Genomic DNA, 25,153 nt, shown 5'->3' on the forward strand with positions numbered 1-25,153 from the left:
TTCATTTTGCCTGCATTTACAACCATCCCCATTTTGCATCAAAGCCAAGCCTCGCGAAAATCGATTTTTTGCGGCAAGGTGAGCGGTTGGTGGACGGAAAGGGCACTCATAATGTTAAATTTCTTACTGGAAACCAAACAAAAACGATTATATTGTATACACGCGCATGGGCAACGGCACGGAAAACACGTACGCTTACGACCGCCAGAACAAGCGGTTGCTGGACATCCATTAAAAGTCAAGACGATTTCATCGAGTTAAAAATTAAATCAAGCCTTATACACAGCAGATTTTACTTGGATTTCTTGGCATCGTTAGCCAGTGACACTTTGTGTAACATCTTCAATTTTACTTTGACGTACAAATAGTTTTTTCCATTGGTGGTATGCGCTTGTGTTTCTTCCATCAATGTGCCTTGGCGTCTATTTGACGGGGGGCTTATAGTTCTCAATATCACATCCCCCCTTTTAAGGTTTAAAGATGTATATACAGGCAGACTTTCCGAGAAATATGCAGGTGTGATGTATGCTTGCTTAGCAAGATAATCGAAGAAGAGGAAATTGCTCTCATCTGTGGCTGCATTGTAAACGGCATATACACCAATCTTTCCTCGCCCATCCTGCCCTGTTAGATTCGTCAAAAAATCTATGGAACTGCCATCCAAACAATATACCTTTATCAGTTCTTCTTCAAAACATCCATGTAGAAACATCAAATGAGAGACACAAGATGTATCATTCTCTTCTGCAAAAATAAAAAGAGTATCTTGGCATTGCTGAACAGAATCCATAGAGTGGGCGTTAGACCACCCACAAGAAAGGTAAAACAACACACAAGTTATAAATATCATAGTTTTGTTCATAGAAGGTACTCCTTATTTCCTTAACCAACCAAGAACTCTATTGTTTTTTATCTGCCAGCTCTTGCCATTTCTTTGCAACTCAATACAAGCCCGACTTTTCCCCCAAGGACCTGGATTTTGCTGAATAATCTCTATGTTACTGTCAGTAACCCTAGAAACGATTGCGACATGCCCATAGGGATTGAGTATGTAGGAATCAAATACTAACAAATCACCCTTCTGAGGTTTAACACGGTCTCCATTCGTATACTGAAAAAGTGCTCGAGCAGTATTTAAGGAACCATTGGATAACTTTTTGTCAAAAAAGGCTTTCGCATGTCCATAGGTATCGGGCATACGATGGTGGTAATGCAGATAGTAATATCGTTTCACAAATTCCACACATTGGTATCGAACTCCTACATTATAGCCATCAATGATATTCCGTCCAGACGATTGGCCTGTGCCTCCATTATAGTAGACGTAAACACCATCAAGGCTATCAATAGGAACTCCCCTGCTTAATGTGGGATTCAAATTAACATGAGTAACACACCAATAGCTTGTCACCAACAGGATAATTCCAAACAATGTATAATATATTACTTTTTTTACCATGAAATCATATTAACTTTTGAAATTACACAAATAGAAGAGAGGTTTCATCCATGTATTTCCAAACTAATACTACCCTCCCTCATGTATGAAGTACTAGGCAAATTTACATAAAAATCGTGATTTAAAATCCTGTGGAGATAGAAAAACGACAGAGAATACTCTGGAATGTGCACAAGTGGAAAAAAAACATCAAGGCCTGCATGGATTCTCAAATTGAACATGTTGGGACGCTTTCTCAATACAGACGCAGACTTTGATGCAAGACTGTTTTGGTAGATAGGCAAGAAATACGAGTCCTTCAACAACATGTGCTTCAACAAACACAATGAAGCTAAAGAGATTTTCCTCTTGATGAGATTCCTAACAAGGCAAGGTCAGCATCAAAAAATAAAACCTGGATAAGCTCATACAGAAACGCATAAAACAGGCTTGAACCAAGGCTCAGTAGCGTGGAAGAAGTAAACTATCTCGCATTTATACTCAACCCGATGGGAAAGGTAAAAGGAAAGGGAAAGTTGAGATGACCTCTCCTTTTTTGTTTAAAAGGGTAACTAAACAAAAAGAGGATGTGCTATTAAATACACATCCCCTTCCTTGATAGAATATTGAGCAATTAAATTAATGTGTTGCCTTAAACTTTTGTCAGAACTTGTACTGAAGGCCTACGTTGAGACTGTTTACAATAGCTCCTGGCTTAGTGTAAATTTGAGAACTTTGATAATGTTTCTTATCCATACGATAGATAGTATGGCTATAGAATAACGCCATCTTAGAACTTACATTATAAGATATTATTCCACCAAGATTCCATGCTAACCCATTTCCAGCTTTACTTTGTACGTAAGATGGACCTAGGTACAACGAAACATCATATCGTCTTGCAGGATTTATACCAGCAATGGCATTCAAGAGATGGAAGTTGTAATCCAGTGAGTATAATTTATTCTCAAATTCTTTCTTTTCCAGTATGGCTCCCGATTTTTCCCACACCTTATCTTGCATAAACTCGGCACTAACACGTACACCATGATAACCGCCAAATCTATAACCAAAGAACAGCAAGGCATTCTTAAAGAACGGGGTCTCTTGCCCACGTGTTCTCCACGTATGTATAGTGGTATTCCATCCACCACCAGCAGCCACATAGAATCCATTGGCAGGGTTGTAATCAATCTGCGAAGCATCAGATGAAGAAACATCTTCTTTATTAGCAAGTTTCTTACCTAATAATAGGGACAAGCCAAATTTTAAGGATAATTCATCTGTCTTCGCAACAGATTGCACTTTCTCGAAACCTCTAAGTAGCGAATATGTTGGCTCGATGTTAAATCGTAGGTTATCAGCTAAACGCAACCAGATTTGTGTTCCTAAACGCCACTCATTAAACTTGCTCTCATGAGTTGACGACTGGCCAGTTACAAACCTTATATTGCCTGTCCCTGCACCTGCAAACAGGTTTAGTCCTGCTGTCGAGTTCCAGTCATATTTCTTCTGGAAACCAAACGGGTTGAACATCAAGTCCAAAGTTCCAGCATAGAATCTTAACAGATATCTTTGTTCACCAGAAGCGTCGTTCGTCCAATCAGCGTTACTTACATGAATACCACCACGTACGCCTAATGCCGAATTTAGCCACCAGCCAAGATTAGCGTTTGCAGTAAATCCCATTGAACTTGCCCTAGATACTTCAAGACCGTTAAACCAAGTTGGACCTACATTATACTCGAATATTACGGGTTTATGTTCATAATCACATGTAAACGAGCCAACTCCATCTCCCAAAGAACCACTCATATTATATATAATACCAACATTTAAACTGTTGACATATGTTCCAGGAGTACGATAAACCTGTGCTGTCTTATACCTATTCTTCTCCATGCGATAAACAGTATGACTATAGAACACGGATAGTTCTTTCGTTAGTTGATACGAGAGAATACCACCAAAATTCCATCCTAAATCTGTACCTTTCTCGCCCAAAGCAAGGCTTGGTCCCAAATATAGGGATGCCTCCCATCTACGTCCAGGCCTTACACCTGCTATGGCATTGAGAATGTTGAATTGATAGTCAAGCGACAACATCGTATTCTTAAACTCCTGCTTCTCGTAGATGCCTGGTCCATTATAATCATTCCAGACATAATCGTACAGATATTCGCCGCCTAAACGCACACCATGATACTCGTTGAAGTTATATCCAGCAAACAGAAGGCCGTTCTTCAAGAGGTCAAATCCACGTCCTGTGTGTCGCCAAGTATGAACTGTTGTATTCCAACCAAAACCACCTCCGAAGAAGAGACCATGAGGCGAACGAACACGAGCTTGTGTAGCACTATCAAGCTCTATTGTCTTATCCTTATCGGCTTTATCACGCAAAATCATAGACACACCAAGCTTTAAGGCAAGCTCATCTACATGTTTTGCAACTCGTCCATGCTCAAATCCCCTCATCCTAGAGAATGTTGGTTCAACATTGAAACGAAGATCATCAGTCATCTTCATCCACAATTGTGCACCCATTCTAAATTCATGAAACTTGGTCTCGTAAGCTGTCATTCTACTTGTCACGAAACGTATCTTTCCGAGTCCTGTTCCCATGAACAAATTGAAACCAACTGGCATATTCCAATCATATTTGCCTCTAATCCCAAGAGGATTGAACATCAAATCAACAGTTCCCGCCAATAGTCCCAATTGGTTTTTCCGAGGTTCATTAAGATCATGAAACCAATCGGCATTACTGATGTGGACTCCACCCCTCATACCAATTGCTGAGTTTAACCATAGCCCCAAGTAGGTGTTGGCTGTATAACCGAGTGAACTTCCAGTAGAGATTGGTAGATTGTTGTACCAAGAAGGTCCAACACTATACTCAAACGTTAAAGGTTGCCTAGAATAGTCTGACTTAGTGAGTTGACTAATCCCTAGAAGCACATCGCGGATAGGCTGATTGATGGTATATAAAACTCCAACATTAAGACTATTCACATACGTACCATCATTACCATATATTTGATTATTCTCATAACGACCTTTGGGCATTCTGTAGACAGTGTGGTTATAAAACAGAGCTAAACTACTTGTTAAGCTGTATGTCAACATACCACCGAAGTTAAACGCCAATTGCCTAGCATCACCTCGTGCCCAAGTTGGACCACCATACAAATAAACATTCCACCGACGATATGGATTATACCCTGCAAATGCATTCATGATGTTAAACTGGTAGTCAAGTGAAAGCATCATATTTTGAAGGTTCTCATTATTCAACCCATTGCCAAGTTCATTTAAGGTGTGTATTCTGTCGCCCAAATATTCAGCACTAAGTCTAAAACCATGGAAAGGATCGAAATTATAGCCTGCAAAGAATTCTGCATTCTTTAATGCAAGGTCGTCACCACCTGTGTATCTCCATGCCCTAACCATTGTGTTCCAGCCAAATCCCATACCAATAAAGAAACCGCGGTTAGGCGACATTCGCATTGAAGCTGGCACACTATCAACTGGGATGAGAAGTTTCTCCCGATGAGCTTTATCACGGAAGAGTACAGCCAGTCCCAATTTAAGACCTATTTCATCATATTGTTTACGCTCATTAACGGCGTTATACAATTCCATAAAAGAATAGGAAGGTTCAACATTCAACCTAAGGTCGTTACATAGTTTCAACCAAACTTGTGCACCTGTACGATAGCCCACATAGTTACCACTATACGAGCCATAGTGCCACTCGTTTGCCAGTTTCTGTTGGCCATACTCGTAGCCGGCAAACAAGTTGAAACCTACATTACTATCCCAATCATATCCACGTTTAAAACCTAGGGGATTGAATAGCATGTCCAACACGACACCCCGAGTACCAATCATACTCCTAGTCTTTATATCACCACGCACAGGTCTATCCGCCCAATCTGCATTGGAGACATGGAAACCTGCACGAAGACCAATAGCTGAGGATAACCACCATCCCATATACACATTACTACTCCAACCCAAGGTGCTCATGATAGGTAGGTTAGTGCGATTATGAAATGCTGCTCCTATACTATACTCAAAGAAGAACGGCTTACGCCATGGTTTCTTCATATACTCTTCGAGGAAGAATCGTTCGTTGTCATTGAAACGCCTTAGAAAACTACCCTTATCTCTCTCACTAGAAAGATTTGGCCATAAGTACCATATATACGACATGTTTATTCCGTATGCCAAGTCAAGGCTCTCAAAATCAGTGCCCTTCACAAGATCGTGCGTCCTTGTAGCCAATCTCAGATAAGGTTCAAAAGCCAATGAAGCATGCGGACTAGTCATAATCTTGAACTGCATACCAAACCGGGCGTTGTACGACAAAGCCGAGTTTTCAGCATAATAAGGTACGAAAGTATTTTCCGTAGCATTCAATCTTGCTGTTTGCACTCCGACACCAATTGTACCTAACACGTTCAAAGGCCTGTCGGGACGGTTTCCCATCAAGTAGTTGCTAAAATTAAACAAATAATCAATTCCACCTCCCCAAGTACTATAGGTTGTTACTGACGAAAAGCCTAGAGCCGCCTTGGTGAACCCCCAAGACTTTTCGGCAAACAATCGAATGGTACTCATTGGACTGAGTTCCTTGGCTATACCTACATGAAGATTCGCTATGGGAGTATAGTCAAACTTATCATTAGGTAAGAAAGCTGATACACCACCGCCAAGCGTTACATAAGTATGGCTAAGGAAACCGCTATCAACAAATTGGTCGCCAGCATAACGGTGTCTTTTGTCCAGGACAAAACGAAGACCATTGTAACCTTTCGGGCGCGGAATACCCATTACAGTATCCTGTTTGGTTTCCAACACCGAGTCGGGTAACATATTTTCCAAATCTTCCAAATCCATCTTCGCAGTATCTTGCTTTGCTATGGTATCAGGAACAGAAATATAGAAACGTTTGTTGAAAGGTTGAGAGCTAACCCACGCGCTGGCACACAATGGGAGTAGCCCTGCAAGCATTGCAACAAGGACTCTCTTTTTCATTGTATATCTTCTTAAAATCACATTCATACTCTATCATTCAGAAGCCGTTTCTTGTGGAGCAGGCTTCACCATCATCATGTTAAACTTTTCCCTATACAGGTCTTTTTTACTTTCAACATACGGATATCTCTTACGTATTTCATCCGTGATGTTACCATCAGTCTTGAAGAAACGTTCATAAAATGAAGGATCCAAATCAAAACAATGCTGGAAATAAGCCAAAAATCTAGGCGTATCGTTCGTTTGCATCTTGACCGCAGCTTCTGAGCCAAATTCCTTTATCAGATTCATGAAGTCGTTCTCTTGTTCGATGTCTGGGTTATTTGCAGCAATCACACCTTTAAGATACCATTTCTTAACCAGATTATCTGGCAAGGAGTCAACTAAAGGATTGAGCGACTCATAGGTGATACCTAGCTCAGGAGCTAATTCCACACTTAGTATAGCTCTATTGAGCGGATTCTGGTTCATCACAAAATTCAAAGCATTCGATGCCCTCTGCTCCTCTTCAGGAGTTTTGTTCTGTTTAAAGAACAGCGATTCGAGATCTATGAACATCTTTAGGTCATGGAATTTCTGAGTGTCTGGAAGTTTATTAGCCAAATGTGCAGAATGGCTCAATTTTCTCGATTTCAAATACATAAGAGCCTGATTAGCAACAACCTCCTTAAAGTTCACAGTGTACATATAGGAACTCTCAAAAGCAACAGGTCTTTGTACCTCAACTCCAGAGGACATATCTACGAATGGCTCTAACACAGAGAGGTTTACAGAATCCTGCTCTAACAGCTCTATGGCTATACGGTTAGCCAAGTAGGCAGCAAAAGCACTGAACTTCGCAGTTTTTCTCGACATGTTCTCTTTATAGGCACGATGTGTCAACTTACGGAGTTCTACCGAGTCTGTAATCTGCGTAAAGAGGTTATAGTAATCACCATTCGAAAAATACTCTTCCCCACCAGGTCTGTACCTGTTGTCATTATAATATGCCCATACAGCTTCTTTGGGTTCCATTATCTTATTCCTTCGCAAAGTATATGTACTGCGCATCAAACGTTGGTTCTGCATAATTTCCTCTATTATAGGATTACTGGTCGTCATACGCTTTATGCCTACATAGTCTTTTGCCTTCGCATATTTTCGCAATTCGTCAGCTTCCGAAGCCTGACCTCTCTGCACTAATGAGTCTGCTACATCATCCCATGTATAAACCAGAGGCTCCTTAACCGTCAAACTAGCACTACGAATATGACTACCAACCATTGACAGAATCTTACGTGCCCTTTTCTTTGCTAATTCTATATTCAACGACAGCCCCCCCTCTGGAGATGCTGTACCTTGCACAGAGATATTCATCAAGGAAGTACCATAGGAACGAAGTTCTTCAATAAGAAAATCCAACGTTTTCTGGTTTTCTTCGTCAGTGGTCAACTCATCTTTACCTACCACAAAGGTTACTTGCAGATCTCGTGGTACCTCTAATAGTCTTGCCCTTACCGTCTCAAAGAAACGTGGATCTAGCTCTATGCGCTTTGCAGATGCACCTAAGTCAAGCATCTTCCAAGGGCGTCGGACGTTGTTAGTTCCCTCTTTGTTGTCATTAAAATACACATGAGTATAATCCTCCAAACTCAGCTTAGCTTTCCATTTATAGTTTTTGTCTATGTCCGGTTTGGGATACGTTATATCCCAACTGAAACTAAATGGTGCATTTGACATCACATTGTCAGGAACATAATATGCGTGAAGCGAGTCGTTCCTTTCGTAACCAAAACTCTTACGTTTTATCTGATTCTGATGATACTTATCGCCTTCAAATACAAGCGGTTCAAGATATTGGATGGTATCTCCCGTATTGGTATTAACTGCAACCGGCTGGAATATCAACCTAGAATGCTTAGTGGTATACCATGCTGGTAGAGATATGCCCACAGTCCATCGCATATTCTCACCATCGTCAACAGGTGGAACCTCTTTAAAGTCCACGCCTTGCTTCTTAGCAAATACATTAACGTTCTTGATGAGAATACCATCTGATCGAGATGGTGCGAAAACAATGTCATAATTGAGTTTCCCTCCTATGACGTCAACCATTTTAAGAGCACCTTCGTTTATCAACAACATTGCTCCACCCACGGAAATGTCTGCTTCGAAGTGTCCTTCGTAGTCGGGAATCACCACATCATTACTTTTAATTTTCACTATACTTCCTGACATACCATTCTGTGAATTGTATAACTGAGCCTGCTTACGTGCTTCAGCCTTATTGTCAAAGATATAAATAGGCACAGACAAAGGCATCTTACCAGAAATTTGCCCATTCGTTTCTTTCATAGATTTTGATACGCTACCAGTTATATGAATAGCCTGGGCAGACATTTTCAAAGTAAACAACCCCAAAAACAGTAGCAAGATAAAAATCTTCTCTAGTTTCATCATATTTCCTCCTATTGTTTACCAAATTGTATACGATAAGGTTATGCCTAATTTAGTAGGCAAGATGCGATACTCCCAAAAGCCGTCCTTGGCTTGTGAATTGTCGTTTAGCAACAAATCATCACCATTAACCATAAATTCTTTATGGTGGGAAAAAATCGCACCAACTCCCCCATGAAAGTCAAGATTCCATCTTTTAGACAGTGAAATGACATATCCAAATGTCATTCCGCCTCCCCAAGCCGTTCCATCGTACTTCCTGTTTCCCCATGTAATGGAATAGTCAGCCGCTAAAAGGCCTATACCCACATAATGGTGATACATTGGGCGACCACCGAAATAATATTTGAATTCAGGTTGTACCCCAATTGCCCTCATGCCTTTGTGGAAGTACGGCTTATTATTGCCAAAAACACTTAATCCAAGTGTTGTGTGATTACCTACGGTTATCTCAGCACCCAAATTGTATGTTTGCGTGGATAGCAACAGAAGGTTAGAGTTGACGGCAAAGGTCTGCGCCTGCATTTGGGTGAACAATCCAACAAGCAAGAACAGAAGTAGTCCTATTTTTTTAGTTACCATTTTCATAATTATTCCTTATTAGTCAATTTTGTGAGAAACTATCCCCAAAGGCACATAGCGCATTTCTATCTATCTGCCCTAGATACACACCAGAATAGGAACTGTATCCAATGGAATTCAGGTTCTTCAACATGTTTGCATCAAAGAATGGACACAAACTTCTACGCGAGTCTTTTTCACAGACCAATACTTTGGCTTCACTAACATGTTTCACTATGCCAGATTCTGCCTTTTCTTTGTTATCAGAGTTGTCAGAGCCTTCTTCTGATTTCCCATTCTCACCAGAAGGCTTAGCTTCTGGTGATTCATGGTCTTCTTTCGTTTCAGATTTTTTCTCCTCCGCCCGTTTCTCTTCGGTTACAGGTTTCTCTGTACTTTGCCCATCGTCCTTAGATTTGCTCTCAGGATTTTCCTTAGATTGTCCATCTTTTTCTTCCTTAGGCAAAGCCGTATCCTCTACTTGTGGCGTTTGAGATGTGTCAACATCTTCTTGCGGAGCAGAACTATCAGACTTTTTCTTATCAGCTTCGCTCTGCTGTTTTTCCATTTTTTGAGCGACTTTAATGGAATCTGCAGTACGTTTAGCGTTCTCACGTTCCATTGCTTTCTGCTCTTTAAGTTCACGTGCACGCTCTTGAGCAGCGTACTTCAAGGAATCGGCAGTTCGTTTAGCATTTTCTTTTTCTTCAAGTTGCCTAGCTTTCTCTGCGAATTTAAGGGAATCAGCTGTAATTTTAGCATTAGCCTTGTCTTCCATCGCTTTAATTCTTGCAGCTTCTTTCAGAGAATCTGCTCGGTGTTTCGCTTCTTCACGTTCAACGGCCTGTTTTTCTTTCAGAGCCTTATTCTCTTGCCTAATAGAATCCTGCGTATATGCCCTTTCTATTTCAAGGCGTTGCTCTTCAAACCTCCGTTCATAATCAGCTTTAGCAAGCGAATCCATCTTTATGCGCTTCTCTTTCGCTTGTACAGTATGTACGCTGTCCCTTCTGATCTTTTCTTTCTCAACGGCCAAGCGATAATCATTATCAATCAAATTCCGATTCTTATATCTGTTAGCCAGTTTTGTACCAAAGTGGTAAACAAAAGACACATGAACTACGTCTACGGAAGCAGCATAAACCCAAGGGTTAAAAGTCAGTTTGTATCCTGTATCTCTTGTTGTCCGAGAATAGTAATACTTACCACCCTTGTAAAGTCGCGTATAATCATGCATATCAGCGAAGACAACACCAGGGCTAAATCCCAATTCCAGGTCTAGGCTTGCTCCATTTGTATAGCCATAAACCTGCGTGACCATTCCGACCATCAGACCGCCAACGAATGAGTTACCTTTCTTTCCTATATCACTGAACTTGATGTCAAAAGAGTTTGCACCTCCATACAATCCGATATAGTAAGCTCGTTTAGGCATTTTAGCATGCCAATACTTACGCACTTCGGCACGAGCTCCAAAAATGTCATACACATAATACGATTTCGTACGTGTGTTAACATCCCAGTTTGCACGTCCATACACACCAACAGTCCATTGGTTCCAGTTTTTATTCCCTAAGGAAAATTCAAGTCCCAAGTTTGGCGTCAAGGTCAACCACCCGACAGCATCCGTTTTCAAATTGAAACGGTTTTGAAGTTCCATGGTATCCACCTTGTTGTAATATAGTTGATTGCCCTGACCCAAGGCTCCTGTCACTCCAACGAAGAGCTGGACTGTCAGTGCAAGTATCAGTTTATATCCTTTCATATTCATCATAACATATAGTTGTCAACTGTGCATTGTCAAATTACTTTCCTTTTGTTGCCACAACCTGCTTAGCAAAATCATCTTCTGGATCCAATGCTAACACCTTCTCTGCGTATTCAACAGAAGAATTCATTTCCTTCTTTATATAATAATAATAAGAGAGTTGTTTATAACATTCGATAAGATGGTCTTTATTGCTCCCACTCTTTTCAAGTAGTTCTGCAGCCTTCGAGAAATAAGGTTTTGCCAATCCCTTTGTGTACTCGGGGTCAAGCATGGCATTGGCATTACCCTGCCAATAAAATCCGAGATAGCTGTTTGGGCGTAGCGTTGCAACTTGACCAAACAAATCTGCGGCGTGTTCGATAGCCTTGGTTTGTTCCTCGGTTCTTTTCTCATTCTCTTTGACGTAAGTTCCCTTTCTCCAATACAGCCTGCCCAACTGGAAGATTTCGTAAGCCCGATTATCGCTGGTATCTTTCAAGTTGGAAACATACTGTTCATAATACTTGATGGCATTGTCGTAATCATGTATTCGGCTATATGCGTCAGAAATCTGTTTGTGAATTCCAGGGATATTCCCATTCTTTTGTAGAGCGACATTAAATTGTTGTATCGCTTCCTGCGTTCTTCCTAGTCCACTCAATGCATAACCATAATATATATAGTCTTGGTATTGAGGTTTAGTATCCTTACTATTGTTAAACAAATCGTTAGCGTTACTGATAGCCGTATCGAAATGTTGCAGTTCGGTATTGTTGTACAAGAGTAACCTATTAAACACAGGGTCTTTTGAGGCCCTTTTATGCCCCAATGTGGCAAGGTCTAAGGATTGCGAATAATCCTTCTTTATATACAAACTTAGAGAGTACTGCATCAATTCCTTATCATTCAGAGAATCGATACCAATACTCTTATAGGCGGCAATTGCATTTGTAAGGTCGTTTGCAGTATAATACACTTCGGCCATCATCCTCTGTACATTTAGGTCAGGTCGGTTTCTTTTCAAGGCATTAAGCGTTTCTATGGACTTGTTGATTTCTTTCGCTTTCAACAACTCTGCCAACTTGTAATACGCATCCGGGTCTTTGCGGTCAAAATACATAGCCCTCCTATAATAAAATTGTGCGGAGTCGGGCCTATTCCTAGCCTTTGCAATATCTCCGCCTAGATTTAAGGCTTTTGTGGTAATACGCCTACACCTTTGGGCTAGATAAAAATAATGGGTGGCTTCATCCAATTGCCCAGCTCTAAGGTAAAGCGTACCGAGACCAGCCAACAAGGCTCCGTCTTCTTTATGTTTACTTGCGAATTTCTCCGCGCTACTCTTAGCTGCGTCAGGGCTGCTTGTAAGTAACGTAGCAATCACCTGCAAATCGTCATTATACGAAAAATAGTCCTGCGAGAAGACAGGAAGACTAATCATAGCACAGAAAACAAACGCCAGCCACTTTTTAGTCATACTCATAATTATTTGATCACCATTAATTTAATAACAGACTGTCGACTAATGACAGGACTGTGCACACTATATTATCAAGGCACTTCACTCCAATTCTCCTTGCAAAGTAAGCAGGAAGTTCATTATTTCGTCAGCAGCAATATTCCATACTGTCAACCCTGCCATAAAACAAGGCAAACAACAAAAGAAGAATTATAAACGTAAGATATTAGCTACACAACAAAACGAATAGTTCTTCGTTGTCATTTAGATTATTAACGTCTTTTTGAAGATAGGCCAGGGCCATCTGAAAGTCACGACTCCAAACGGCCCTGACGTCTCATCTCACAACAGGAAATGTTATCCTATCGTTGTGGTTTAAAGATACAAAGAGCTTTAATTTGTTGACTTTGCTTTTTCAATAGCAGCGTTTGCGGTCTCGATTGCAGCAGCGGCGTCAGCACCAGCCTTAGCCAGCTCAGCCTTAGCTTTGTCAACCTCGGCCTTAGCCTTAGCAGCTTCTGCTGCAACTTTGGCCGTCATTTCCTTTGCTTTTGCTGCTTCCGTACGAGCTTTAAGCGCAGTAGCCTTGCAAGCATTTGCATTAGCGATAGCCTTTTCCGTTTCGGCCTTAGCTTGGTTGGCAGCTTCTACGGCCTTCTGGGCCTCAGCCTCAGCAGCTTCGGCATCAGCACGTGCCTGTTCGGATTCAGCCTTTGCTTTTTCCGAATCCATTCTCGCTTTCTCTGCTTCTACCTTGGCCTTAGCTGCTATGACTTTAGCTTTTGCTGCTTCGGCTTTTTGTTTTGCAGCTTCTGCTGCAGCTCTTGCTGCATCGCTCTTGGCCTTCTGAGCGTCAGCTACGGCCCTTTGGGCATCCGCCACTGCAGACCCTTGGTTTTCAGACTGAGCAGAGGCACTCATAACCGAGACAAATGCTACGGCTACAATAGACAAGATACACCTTCTCATTTTCATATTTCCTTAATATTAAATATAAAATATAACACGATTGGCATGTCAATCATGGTAATAAATTTAATTTAAACGAACATGCCCGTTTACTATTTCTGATGCAAAATTACAAAAAAAAGAAACACCCAAAAGAAAATCAAGAAAATAATGTAAATTATTCGGTATTTCTGTTGTAAAACATGTTAAAACGAATAAGATATTATAAAAGTAATAATATAACAGAAAAATAGAACAACAAAATACTGATTGACAGTGGGATAAACAGCATGCTAATTGAGAAAAGAGAGGTAATTGCCCAATAAAGATACATATATAAAGATACCATAAACGTAAAATATAACCACAATCAACTAGATAACAAGTGGTTATATGCTATTCTTAACAAGGAGCAAGAAACGCACAATAGAGTAAGCCCAGCTCTACACCAACCAAAAAACAGTTTCACCAATGGTAAGAAACAAGTTGTTTAGCCTTTTGAGCACTTCTGAATTAACATTAACCAATCGCCTTTATTAGTCATTAAACGACACCACTAGAGTCCAGGAAAATCACTAACCATTGTACAATACACCTTTTAATACACAATAAAACCGTCTTAACCTTTAATATTCCTATAAATTGAGAGGTGTTTGTAATCTTTGTGATGCCAACACAAGATAAACACTCCTCTCATATACGAAGTACAACACAAATCAACTTACTGGCTTATAAACACATGAAAACACAACAAAACCCGAATACATAAACTCATCAACATACAAACTCGCAAACTCACAAGTTCATCAACTTACAAACAAATCAACTCAACAAGTCATCAACTCAAAAACTTAAATTATTGCTTTTGTTTTACAAAACCACTCTGATTTTCTCTCCGTTCTAGTGAAAATAAAGCACATAAAAGAGGTAAACAGCCTATTTTTCTAGCTTTTCACGCCTTATGTTTCGTCCATTTTTAAGAGCAGAACCTGCATTTTGCACCATTTAGCCTTTCTAGTTTGGTTGCCAACCCGTAATTTTTCAAACCCAATTACTCGCTTTTTACCCCTAAAACCCCACTTTTTAATGGCTATTTTGCCCATTTTAGCCATGTTTTTAATGGTTCTAAAAGGTTCTGTTTATACCTTTTGCGTGTATTTTTATGCTTTTTACCTCGTATTTAGCAGCATTTTGCACTGCGTTTAGCACCAAATTAGCTTGCGTTTAGCACCAAAATACCTTGCGTTTTGCTGCAAAACGCATTGCATTTAGCACCAAAACGCACTACATCTTGCTGCAAATAGCACTAAAATGGGCGCAAATGACGGTTTCTTTAAATAAAAATTCATTTTGCCGCATTCACATACTACCCCCTTTTTGCATCAAAACAAACCTTCGCGAGAATCGATTTTTTGCGGCAAGGTGGGCGATTAGTGGACGGAAAGGGCACTCATAATGTTAAATCCCTTACTGAAAACTAGACAAAAACAATTATGCCGCATATACGCGCGTGAGCAACAGCACGGAAAACACGTACGCTTACGCCCACCAGGGCGAGCAGTTGCAGGGCATGCTGCTCATGACCAACGGAAAACAGTTTCGAGGAAACGCAGAAACCATCTTGACTTTCCTTTCGTATCTTCCTGAAAAGAATTAGTATGAATGCGATATAGTGTCATGCCTTCCAACTGGATAGTATTGCATCAAACCTATCAAGTACGATTCAGTATGAATACATCCACGCATTGGTTCTTTCAATACAGATCGGCAATTAGAGCCTGTGCAGATTTAATTTAGTTGTTGGGCATATTCTCTGTCCTATTCTTGAAGGCGTAGCGGGCTACGTCAAAGGAATAAGACTGGCAAGATGCCGACAAGCAAACGAAGGCTAAACAGGAAACAATGGAAACAACTTGAATTATTTGATAAGCATTGTGATTGTCTATTTCGGTTTACAGTCAAACATAATTGCTTTTGGAAAATTGTTCTTACAAGTTTGCTTACGATGCACCTATGGCTTTCCATATCTAATTCTGTTTGGCTATAAGTTCACTCTTCACTAGCTTTCTAGAACCTGCGGTAAATAAAAGGTTGCCTTTTCGGATGGTTCAAAATCCGAAAAGGCAACACGAAATGGAGTGTTAAGACAACACTTAATGTATTATATCTCCGTGTAATGACTATGGCATACGCTTAGATCGCAAGTTGCAATTCTTCCGTCAACTGCTTGTGCATACTGGCGGCAGCCTTTCTACCGTCGCCCATAGCCAAAATAACCGTTGCACCACCGCGCACGATGTCGCCACCAGCGTAAATTTCCGGGCGACTAGATTGCATACCTTCATTCACTACAATGGTATTCTTGCGCCCTAATTCAAGTCCGCGGATGGAATTAGGAACAAGCGGGTTGGGCGATACGCCTACCGCAACAATCACTTGGTCTACATCGAGCGTCTTCGTAACGCCTTCGATGGGTTGCGGACTACGTCTTCCGCTCGCGTCAGGTTCTCCCAACTCCATCACTTGCAGCACAGCGGCCTTCACAGCGCCCTGCTCATCTGCAAGATATTCAAGCGGATTGTGCAATGTCAGGAAGTCGATGCCCTCTTCTTTGGCATGTTTCACCTCTTCAAGTCGGGCAGGCATCTCTGCCTCCGAACGCCTATAAACCAGCGTAACCTCTGCACCAAGACGCTTAGCCGTGCGACATGAGTCCATTGCGGTATTACCTCCACCCACAACCATTACGCGTTTGCCCAAGTTTATGGGCGTATCGGTGTTAGGATTGGCGGCATCCATGAGGTTAACACGTGTAAGATATTCGTTAGACGACATGATATTGATGGCGTTCTCGCCAGGTATGCCCATGAAATTAGGCAATCCGGCACCAGAACCAACAAAGATACCCTTATAGCCTTGCTCTTCCAAATCATCTACAGAGATAGTCTTTCCTACAATGCAGTCGGTGATAAATTTCACACCCATCTTTTTAAGGTTGTCTATTTCCACGTCCACAATCTTATTGGGAAGTCTAAACTCTGGTATGCCATACTTCAAAACGCCCCCCACTTCGTGTAAGGCCTCGAACACCGTAACGTCATAACCGAACTTAGCCATATCGCCAGCGAAACTCAAACCAGCAGGTCCCGACCCTACTACGGCAATCTTTATACCATTGGCTGGTGCCAATTCGGGTACGGAGATATTGCCACTTTCGCGTTCGTAGTCGGCTGCAAAACGTTCCAAATAGCCAATGGCCACAGCGGGTTCATTCATTTTGAGGTGCACACAACGGCTCTCGCACTGCTTTTCTTGCGGACAAACACGACCGCAAACAGCAGGTAAGGCCGACGTGTCTTTCAAAACCTTGGCCGCAGCAAGAAACTGGCCACGCTCTATGTTCTTAATAAACGAGGGTATATTGATGCTAACCGGACAACCTTCCATGCAAGTGGGCTTAGCACAGTCAAGACATCGCTTGGCTTCCACCAAGGCCAGTTCCTTTGTAAGTCCTTTATTCACCTCCTCTACACGCGAAGTGGCGCGGTAAACGGGGTCTAGTTCGGGCATTTCCACACGGTGAATGCCCGTCCTTTCTTTGGGTTTCATACTTGCTCGCAACTCTTTTCGCCATTCGGCATTGCGGTCTGTCAGCACGTCTATTCCCTCTGTGGTAGGCTCTACGTCCATGGTGATGTCCGAAGCGACTTGAGTAGCTCGCTCTTCTACCTGTTCGATGTGTTCGTTATAGCGTTGCAACTCTTCGCTCTCGGCCTTCTTGAACGTGCCCATACGTTTGAACATCTCGTCCCAATCAACCAAAGCACCATCAAATTCAGGACCATCTATACAAACAAACTTGGTCTTTCCGCCAATGGTGAGTCTGCATGCGCCACACATTCCCGTACCGTCTACCATGATGGTGTTAAGCGAAACGTCGGTGGGAATGTTGTATTTCTGGGTGAGTAGGCAGCAAAACTTCATCATGATGGCAGGTCCGATGGCGAAAGCGCGGTCAATATGTTCGGCATTAATGAACTTTTCCATGCCCACGGTTACAACGCCTTGCTCGCCATACGAACCGTCGTCGGTCATAATAATCACCTCGTCTGAACTCTGTCTTACCTCATCTTCTAATATAATAAGGTCTTTCGAGCGTCCTGCCAATACGGATAGAACGCGGTTCCCGGCCGCTTTCAGCGCACGAATGATGGGCAACATCGGTGCCACACCCACGCCACCGCCTGCGCAGACAACCGTTCCAAAGTTCTCGATATGCGTGGGATTGCCCAGCGGACCAACCACATCGGTAACATACTCGCCTTCGTTGAGGTTGCATAGCTTAATAGACGAGAGGCCAACCTTTTGCACCACGAGTGTGATTGTACCTTTCGTTGTATCGGCATCGGCGATGGTTAGCGGCATACGCTCGCCTTTGTCGCCCACCCTCACGATAACAAAGTTTCCGGCCTTTCTACTTTTGGCAATCAGTGGAGCCTCGATGTCGAAACGATACACCTTTTCGGAGAACTGTTCTTTTCTAATAATCTTATTCATGGCCTTGCAATTGATGTTGATTGTTTATGTTAAATATACAAGTCGCAGGTTGTGTCTTGGTTTAAAAACCCTGATGCGGTGTCCGCTCTTTTTAATAAGGCGAACACCGCCCAGTGCATTTCTAATGTTTTTGTTTTGCGCTTTTGTGCGCCTTAATGATATTGTCTTGTTGCGTTTAAGTCCATTATCGGCCATGCTAATGGCTATGGGCAAGGCAACTAGAAGTTCTTGTCGTCGAGCATTTCAAACCCACAATAGGGCACCAACACCCTCGGAACGCGGATACCTTCGGGCGTTTGATTGTTCTCGATGATGGCAGCCACGATGCGTGGAAGGGCAAGAGCCGAGCCATTGAGCGTGTGGCAAAGTTCTATTTTCTTGTCTTCGGCGCGCCTATACCTACATTTCAAGCGGTTGGCCTGATAACTTTCAAAGTTAGATACCGACGAAACCTCCAACCAACGCTTTTGTGCAGCACTCCAAACTTCGAAATCGTAGCAGATAGAAGAAGTGAAACTCATGTCACCTCCGCACAATAACAGGATGTGATAGGGTAGTTCTAGCTTTTGAAGTAGTCCCTCAACATGCTCCAACATCTTCTTGTGCGACTCGTGCGAGTGTTCAGGTTTGTCAATGCGCACAATCTCCACCTTGTCGAATTGGTGCAGCCTATTCAGTCCACGAACATCTTTACCATACGACCCTGCCTCTCTGCGGAAACAAGCCGAATAGGCACAACGCATCACGGGGAGGTCTTTCTCGTCGAGAATAACATCGCGGAAGATATTGGTAACAGGCACTTCGGCCGTGGGGATGAGGTAAAGGTCGTCTTGTTCGGCGTGGTACATCTGTCCTTCTTTGTCGGGAAGTTGTCCCGTTCCGTAACCCGACGCCTGGTTAACCACCAAGGGCGGCTGCACTTCTAGATATCCGCTTTTGCGTGCCTCATCAAGGAAAAAGGCCTCTAAGGCACGTTGCAAGCGAGCCATCTTACCTATATATATGGGGAAACCGGCACCAGTGATTTTCACACCAAGGTCGAAGTCGATGAGATTATACTTCTTGCAGAGGTCCCAATGGCACAAAGCATCTTCGGGAAGTTGCGGCATAACGCCCCCCTCTTTCACCACAACGTTGTCATTAGCGTCTTTTCCTTCGGGCACTTCGTCGGCCGGTATGTTAGGAATGTTGCATAGCAAAGTCGTAAGTTCTTGTTCGGCCTCGTCCATTTGCGCTTGCAGCTGCTTGTCGTTCTCTTTATATACGGCAACCTTAGCCTTCACTTCTTCTGCCTCTTGGGTTTTGCCGTCTTTCATCAGCATGCCAATTTGCCTCGACATGCTATTCGCCTCTTGTTTATTCTTGTCCAGTTTCTGTTGAGCCTCGCGTCTGCGCTTGTCGGTTTCAAGCACTTTTTCGACAGCATCTTTTGCTCCCTTAAAGTGTTTTTTCTCCAACCCCTTAATCACACGTTCAGTTTCCTCACTGATGAGTTTAAGTGTAAGCATTCTTTCTTGTTTTGTATTTAACGTTATAAATTGCTCGCAAATATACTAATTTATTTGTTTTCTGCAAAAAAAAGCCGACATTCTATCTGCTACAAGTCCATGTTTCGGGGTTGATTTAGCTGAGATTACAGGTTGTTCAAAATAACACTTTGATGGCGACACCACATATATTGTTAGCATAACGGCATGTAGAATAAGGCCTAAGCTTAACGTAAGATGATGATTTAGCCATTTTAATTCGCATCATTTTCAAACGCAACGCGGCTTTCATTCGTAAACGTTCCCAAGTTTCTTGGCAGGGTAAGTTCTTCTGTGTGCACGCATACAGCATCCTATTTTCTTCTAACAGACAGGTTCATGAACCTTCTAGTTGAACCGACTTACGATAAAACCCACAAATTCAACACCTCAAAAGTTCAACGAACAAAACAAACTCGCCTATCCACAAACACTTCTTTTTTGTTTGCTTTTCCGCCTATTGGCTCGCCAAGACATTGCCCCCTTCCCCAACTCTTTCATCAACAAAGTTCCACGAAAAACTTAAACAAAACGCTTTTTTATCAAATTGTAACATTTCTCGCCACACATTTACATATAATCCGCAAAAAAATGGCTATATTTGCAAGCTAAAAGGCAGTGGCCCGGCTCTGCCGCTGGCATCTTAATGATGCGAGAGGAAAGTCCGGGCAGCATAGGACATCCCACTTCTGAAAATGGAAGCTGTTGGCGACAACGGGTAAAGGTAGAAGAAAATAACCGCCCCCTCACGCACCTATTTGTAGCGTACGTGTTGGGGTAAGGGTGAGAAGGCGGTGTAAGAGACCACCAACCGATGGGCGATCATCGGGTTGTACCTTCTGGGAGCTGCAAGTTCGCGTATACCATCGTTTGAAGGTTGTCCGTCTGAAACTCGTTTACGATGGAGGGTAGAATGCTTGAGCCTTGGGGCGACCCATGGCCTAGATAAATGGCAGGCACTTTTTTGCCCCACGAGGCATTAGAGTACAGAACCCGGCTTATAGGGCCACTGCTTTCTTTTTTCTTTTTTGCTTTTCATTATGAAGAAGACATTAAACACCATCATCACGTTTTTTAAGGTAGAAATGTGGCAGATACGGCGCGAAGACGTGTCGCCACTGGCTTACATATGCCTAATGGTGTTGAAACGTTTAGTGGTTACGGTGAAGTTTTTCACTACCCGTAGCGTAACCGATTTGGCCTCAGCCCTCACTTACAGCACGGTTTTAGCCATCGTGCCCATCGTGGCTGTGGTGTTTGCCATCGCTCGCGGCTTTGGCTTTTCAAAATATATCGAGGTATGGTTTAGAGATGCCTTGTCGAGCCAACCACAGGCAGCAGAGGCCATTATCGGCTTTGTCAATTCGTACCTTGTACACACCAAGGGCGGCGTGTTTCTCGGTATAGGTCTTGTATTTATGCTGTTCACGGTGCTGATGCTTATCAGCAACATCGAGAAAGCCTTCAACAGCATTTGGCAAGTTCAGCACCCACGCAGCCTTTTCCGCACCATAACCGACTATTTGGCCATGTTCTTCCTTGTCCCCATCGTCATTGTGGTAACTTCGGGTGTGTCTATCGTGATGGCCACCTTTGCGCAAGACATCAACGAATACGTTGTATTAGGCCCCATGATGCGCCTTGTCATCACCGTTATGCCCTACGTGCTGATGTCGGCAGTGTTCGTTTGCCTGTTCATCTTTATGCCCAACACCAAGGTAAACTTCTCGGCCGCATTCTTACCAGGCATCCTTTCGGGCATCGCCATGCAGCTGTTGCAGGTGTTTTACATCCATTCGCAAATCTTCCTCTCGTCGTACAACGCCATCTATGGTTCGTTTGCAGCCCTCCCACTGTTCATGTTGTGGGTGCAGATATCGTGGAGCATCTGCCTATTTGGTGCCGAATTGAGCTATACAAGTCAGAATATGGAAAGTTTTGACTTATTGGGACAAATGGACGACCTAAGCTATCGCTACCGAATGATGCTTAGCGCGCTGCTATTGGGCAAGATATGCAAGCGTTTTGACGAAGGGAAACCTGCCTATACAGCCGTAGAACTGAAATTAGAAACCAACATACCCGTGCGCATTGTGCAGCAGTTGCTCTTCGATATGCAAAACGCCAACCTCGTTACGTACGTGGCTAGCGATGAGAAAGATACGCAGGCGCGCTACCAACCAGCCGTGTCTTTGAAGCACCTCACCCTAGGATTTATGATGGGGCGCTTAGAGTCGGCAGGCAAATGGAACCTTGATTTCGATGTGCGCAAGCACCTCAAAACCAAAGAATGGGTTGAATTTTATAAACTTAGGCGCAAATATCTTAGTGAGCTAGACGGGATTTCGTTGAGCAAGCTTTAAGGATATGTTGCCATTTAATCATTAACAGTCAATAGATTATGCACATAGAACTAATGGATTTCGAACAACGCGTGTCGAGTAAGATACGTGTCGAGAGCGGATTTCCTGGGTTTCCACAACCCGAACAATACAATCTCACGAAGACTGAAATAGACGATTACCTGCTAGACAAGCAGGCCGTACTAGACAGTGCAGGCTCGCAACGCACGCAATACACCATTATGGGTGTAATGATTGTTTTGCCCGTTGTGGTGTTTTCAGCCTTTCCACAAAAGGACATACCTGGCGGAAATTGGGCCATCTTTGTTGCCTTAGCCATTGGGCTTTGTCTGGCAGGACTAGTAAAGCTACTCACGAAGATGCGCATTAGCCATCGTTTAAAGAACATGGCCGACGAACGCATTGAACGTTACATTGAAGATGTGTTGAATTTTAAAAGCTGACCGAAGGCGGCAAAATGCTTGCCAATAGGAAGTTAACATGACACCCTAACTATTTTTTAAATCAAAAACAATCGCCAACATGGAAAAACAAAAGACAGACTTACCCGACTTTATGTCGTACAAAGATAAGTTTACGCAAAGTGGGTTTATCGAGAAAATATCTAAAATAGCAAAGCGCGCAGGTGCAAAATTGGTGTATGCCGCCCTCATTTTGTACTATACGCTGCAAAGCGACACGGTTTCGCTGAAAGACAAGACAATGATTGTGGCCGCACTTGGCTACCTTATCAGTCCACTAGACGTTATCCCCGATGCCATTCCTATTGCGGGCTTGGGCGACGACCTCGGCGTTTTGCTCTATGTCCTGCGCAAAGTGTGGACCGACATTCCCGAAGACGTGAAGACAAAGGCTCACGACAAACTCTCGAAATGGTTTGACGAAGAAGAGGTTAAAGAGGCCGACAGCATTAATCTCTAAGTTCGTACCGTTGGTAAGTTTCTGTGTTTATGGGGGCTTTCGCATGAAATATCGAACCAATAGCTAACAAATGTATCGTTAGGAAACGTCCGAATACTCAAAACTCAGAAACTTACCAACTCACCAAGCCATCAATCGCTCCTAAATGAGCAGCGTTACAAGAAGTGGTATAGCTTTAAAAGAAACGAATTGTAAACAATATTTATACAGAAGTCTATTAAACAACAACAGCCAGTTGGCTTAGATGGAGCAATTTAGCATTTATACTAATTCTGCCACAAAAGATGAGAAAGAGAAAAAGTCAAGTTGTCTTCATAGAGAAAATCATATCGAGCAGTCTTTTAAGCTTATCCTTATTAAGTACATCTTGTACTAAACCCACACCACAGCTAGATGCATATCGGTATAGGGTGTTTGACAACTATTCATTGTGCATGATAAAGGGCGACTGTCCCATTCCCAAAGGTGGTAGTAGGTATATGCGGTTCGAATATGTTGTAAAGAATGAAACTTCTGACACATTATTGTTGCCAATAAGTATTGTACATGGTTGGAATAGTTATCACTCACATATAACGATAAGGGATAAAACACGCTCATTTGATGTTGTATTAGGTCAAACCTTGTCAAGAAGGGAAAGGGATGTCGTGCTGGCGAAGGGAGGTTCTACTGTTATTACTATAACTTTATATCGCAATGCATTGGATAGCATTGGTATCAAACCTCACGACTTACCATCTAAGGTCGTACAAAATTTTAATTTCTTTTTCTCTTACGACAGAAGAGACTCAACTCATTTTGTAGTTCCACAAATCAAATTTCACAACATAAACAATAAAGACAAAAACAACTTATACAATGGGGGATGGAGAACAACGCTATACTGGGACGTTCAATATGATAGTACGTACAATATTTTCTACTGTTTTCATAAGCCAGGTGTGAGAATACCTGTTGCAGAAGTAATACAACCATGAATTGAGTGTAGCACTATTCGGTAAGGGCGAACCTCCTTAATTTGCCCAATTTTAACCTTCTCCCCTTGGTACTCATATAACAATAAGACAATCCCCTATTCATCAATTACATATATCATCTTACCCTCAAAACATATATCCATTATGCAGCATACCGGCACATCCCCAGTCCAAAGCCAACCTTGAAGTACAGCCTTTCCCCAGTTATAACTTTCTTCAATAACTTCAAACTCACTATTCTCATACCTACTTTGGTATGTTTCCAAATCGATACATTCACCTTGAAAATCATCTAACCACCTACTGTTGAACACAAGTACACGAACATCATCAATGTCTGTCTGCTCAAAAACGACTTGTGCCTTATGAGTTTGTTCTGCACCTTCATCATACGAAAAGATATAATTAAAATGCAATGTCATATTTCCTCGCTTATGTTCAATTCTATTTATACGTGCATCGTGAAGCGAATACTTGAAATATTCGCCAAAATCCCTGATAATCTTCATCGTTATATCTATTTTAATTAGTGAACAAACAGTTCCATCCAATCTATTTTATGCGTTTAATGTTGTTTTAACATAAAAGCACACAGACAAATACAAGAAAATCTATGGACAACAACAGTCTAGCTCTCCCAATCTACTGCGTTAATTTCTCCCCTTTCATTGAATGTCACACACAATATTTGGTCGCTCTCATCAGGTAAAATCATAAAGTCCATCGTTATTCTATACTCGCTATCGCCTATCCACAGGTCTATGGCTGTCGCTGTCATCTGCGAAACAAACTCAACAACATCATCGGGTAAGTTTGCGTCTTTACATTCTTCAAGATGAAAGTCCATATACTCCCTATCCTCTTTCAATGTCTCTATCAGAGCCTCGGTAGCTTTCTTGATATTGTCTTTGATGTTTTCTAGAAAGAGAGCAAATCTGTCCAATTTCCCCTTCATTACTTCCACATCTTCGTCATACCACATTGTTACGTCTATCCCATCTACTTCATCTTTCCAAACGATTCCTATTTCGTTTGCATTGTCGAAACTCAATTTGCCAAAATACTTGTGTTCTAATGTGTTCATAATCTTGTTTCTTTTAAATTATTCGTCAATGGTTATTTAATTCAACTTCAATGTCGATAATATGTTCTTCTACTTTATGTTCCACACAACTTG

16 protein-coding genes and 1 other RNA gene are annotated in these 25,153 nt (G+C 42.2%); 4 read left to right on the plus strand and 13 right to left on the minus strand.

What is annotated here, in order from left to right:
* Positions 1–292 precede the first annotated feature (292 nt).
* The 11 genes from BN93_RS14310 to serS form a co-directional block, all read right to left on the minus strand.
* Positions 293–862 (minus strand): hypothetical protein, encoded by a 570-nt coding sequence (locus BN93_RS14310; protein WP_044260976.1) that lies wholly within the window; start codon positions 860–862, stop codon positions 293–295.
* Positions 863–874: 12 nt separating this feature from the next.
* A complete protein-coding gene (locus BN93_RS14315) occupies positions 875–1,459 on the minus strand; it encodes a CHAP domain-containing protein (RefSeq protein ID WP_044260977.1) in 585 nt (194 codons plus the stop codon).
* 642 nt (positions 1,460–2,101) lie between these two features.
* Positions 2,102–6,478 (minus strand): porin family protein, encoded by a 4,377-nt coding sequence (locus BN93_RS14320; RefSeq protein WP_019189005.1) that lies wholly within the window; start codon positions 6,476–6,478, stop codon positions 2,102–2,104.
* A gap of 33 nt (positions 6,479–6,511) precedes the next feature.
* The gene (locus BN93_RS14325) at positions 6,512–8,917 is read right to left on the minus strand and encodes an OmpA family protein (protein WP_019189006.1); all 2,406 of its coding nucleotides are present in this window, start codon (positions 8,915–8,917) and stop codon (positions 6,512–6,514) included.
* A gap of 15 nt (positions 8,918–8,932) precedes the next feature.
* Positions 8,933–9,502: a DUF3575 domain-containing protein gene (locus BN93_RS14330; protein ID WP_009230015.1), complete on the minus strand. Its 570-nt coding sequence runs from the start codon at positions 9,500–9,502 to the stop codon at positions 8,933–8,935.
* Positions 9,503–9,518: 16 nt separating this feature from the next.
* Positions 9,519–11,249, minus strand: a complete 1,731-nt coding sequence (locus BN93_RS14335; protein ID WP_019189007.1) for a DUF3575 domain-containing protein — start codon at positions 11,247–11,249, stop codon at positions 9,519–9,521.
* A 31-nt stretch (positions 11,250–11,280) separates the two neighbouring features.
* A complete protein-coding gene (locus BN93_RS14340) occupies positions 11,281–12,708 on the minus strand; it encodes a tetratricopeptide repeat protein (protein WP_009230017.1) in 1,428 nt (475 codons plus the stop codon).
* Positions 12,709–13,077: 369 nt separating this feature from the next.
* Complete coding sequence (locus BN93_RS14345; protein WP_019189009.1) at positions 13,078–13,659, minus strand: hypothetical protein; 582 nt, start codon at positions 13,657–13,659, stop codon at positions 13,078–13,080.
* Positions 13,660–14,591: 932 nt separating this feature from the next.
* Positions 14,592–14,744 (minus strand): hypothetical protein, encoded by a 153-nt coding sequence (locus tag BN93_RS17785; RefSeq protein WP_019189010.1) that lies wholly within the window; start codon positions 14,742–14,744, stop codon positions 14,592–14,594.
* Positions 14,745–15,825: 1,081 nt separating this feature from the next.
* Positions 15,826–18,189 (minus strand): bifunctional dihydroorotate dehydrogenase B NAD binding subunit/NADPH-dependent glutamate synthase, encoded by a 2,364-nt coding sequence (locus tag BN93_RS14350; protein ID WP_019189012.1) that lies wholly within the window; start codon positions 18,187–18,189, stop codon positions 15,826–15,828.
* Positions 18,190–18,407: 218 nt separating this feature from the next.
* Positions 18,408–19,697, minus strand: a complete 1,290-nt coding sequence (gene serS, locus BN93_RS14360; protein ID WP_019189014.1) for a serine--tRNA ligase — start codon at positions 19,695–19,697, stop codon at positions 18,408–18,410.
* 633 nt (positions 19,698–20,330) lie between these two features.
* Here serS and rnpB point away from each other — a divergent pair.
* The 4 genes from rnpB (at position 20,331) to BN93_RS14375 (ending at position 22,999) form a co-directional block, all read left to right on the plus strand.
* Positions 20,331–20,732, plus strand: an RNA gene (gene rnpB, locus BN93_RS16315) — RNase P RNA component class A.
* A 23-nt stretch (positions 20,733–20,755) separates the two neighbouring features.
* Positions 20,756–22,078 carry a YihY/virulence factor BrkB family protein gene (locus tag BN93_RS14365; protein WP_019189016.1) on the plus strand — a complete coding sequence of 441 codons (1,323 nt, stop codon included), beginning with the start codon at positions 20,756–20,758 and terminating at the stop codon, positions 22,076–22,078.
* Positions 22,079–22,116: 38 nt separating this feature from the next.
* Entirely contained in the window at positions 22,117–22,521 is a 405-nt protein-coding gene (locus BN93_RS14370) for a cytochrome C oxidase subunit IV family protein (protein WP_044260978.1), read from the plus strand.
* 79 nt (positions 22,522–22,600) lie between these two features.
* Positions 22,601–22,999 carry a YkvA family protein gene (locus BN93_RS14375; protein ID WP_009230025.1) on the plus strand — a complete coding sequence of 133 codons (399 nt, stop codon included), beginning with the start codon at positions 22,601–22,603 and terminating at the stop codon, positions 22,997–22,999.
* Positions 23,000–24,071: 1,072 nt separating this feature from the next.
* Here BN93_RS14375 and BN93_RS14385 read toward each other — a convergent pair.
* Entirely contained in the window at positions 24,072–24,485 is a 414-nt protein-coding gene (locus tag BN93_RS14385; protein WP_019189019.1) for a hypothetical protein, read from the minus strand.
* 119 nt (positions 24,486–24,604) lie between these two features.
* On the minus strand, positions 24,605–25,060 hold the full coding sequence (locus tag BN93_RS14390) for a DUF2004 domain-containing protein (RefSeq protein WP_019189020.1): 456 nt from the start codon (positions 25,058–25,060) through the stop codon (positions 24,605–24,607).
* Positions 25,061–25,153: the final 93 nt, after the last annotated feature.

Source organism: Prevotella conceptionensis 9403948 (assembly GCF_000312305.1).
In the GTDB taxonomy this organism is placed as follows: Bacteria; Bacteroidota; Bacteroidia; order Bacteroidales; family Bacteroidaceae; genus Prevotella; species Prevotella conceptionensis.

Coding starts and splice junctions, on each gene's coding strand:
- BN93_RS14310 (WP_044260976.1), bottom strand. CDS start 862: ATGAACAAAACTATGATATTTATAACTTGTGTGTTGTTTTACCTTTCT.
- BN93_RS14315 (WP_044260977.1), bottom strand. CDS start 1,459: ATGGTAAAAAAAGTAATATATTATACATTGTTTGGAATTATCCTGTTG.
- BN93_RS14320 (WP_019189005.1), bottom strand. CDS start 6,478: ATGAAAAAGAGAGTCCTTGTTGCAATGCTTGCAGGGCTACTCCCATTG.
- BN93_RS14325 (WP_019189006.1), bottom strand. CDS start 8,917: ATGATGAAACTAGAGAAGATTTTTATCTTGCTACTGTTTTTGGGGTTG.
- BN93_RS14330 (WP_009230015.1), bottom strand. CDS start 9,502: ATGAAAATGGTAACTAAAAAAATAGGACTACTTCTGTTCTTGCTTGTT.
- BN93_RS14335 (WP_019189007.1), bottom strand. CDS start 11,249: ATGATGAATATGAAAGGATATAAACTGATACTTGCACTGACAGTCCAG.
- BN93_RS14340 (WP_009230017.1), bottom strand. CDS start 12,708: ATGAGTATGACTAAAAAGTGGCTGGCGTTTGTTTTCTGTGCTATGATT.
- BN93_RS14345 (WP_019189009.1), bottom strand. CDS start 13,659: ATGAAAATGAGAAGGTGTATCTTGTCTATTGTAGCCGTAGCATTTGTC.
- BN93_RS17785 (WP_019189010.1), bottom strand. CDS start 14,744: ATGGCTAAAATGGGCAAAATAGCCATTAAAAAGTGGGGTTTTAGGGGT.
- BN93_RS14350 (WP_019189012.1), bottom strand. CDS start 18,189: ATGAATAAGATTATTAGAAAAGAACAGTTCTCCGAAAAGGTGTATCGT.
- serS (WP_019189014.1), bottom strand. CDS start 19,697: ATGCTTACACTTAAACTCATCAGTGAGGAAACTGAACGTGTGATTAAG.
- BN93_RS14365 (WP_019189016.1), top strand. CDS start 20,756: ATGAAGAAGACATTAAACACCATCATCACGTTTTTTAAGGTAGAAATG.
- BN93_RS14370 (WP_044260978.1), top strand. CDS start 22,117: ATGCACATAGAACTAATGGATTTCGAACAACGCGTGTCGAGTAAGATA.
- BN93_RS14375 (WP_009230025.1), top strand. CDS start 22,601: ATGGAAAAACAAAAGACAGACTTACCCGACTTTATGTCGTACAAAGAT.
- BN93_RS14385 (WP_019189019.1), bottom strand. CDS start 24,485: ATGAAGATTATCAGGGATTTTGGCGAATATTTCAAGTATTCGCTTCAC.
- BN93_RS14390 (WP_019189020.1), bottom strand. CDS start 25,060: ATGAACACATTAGAACACAAGTATTTTGGCAAATTGAGTTTCGACAAT.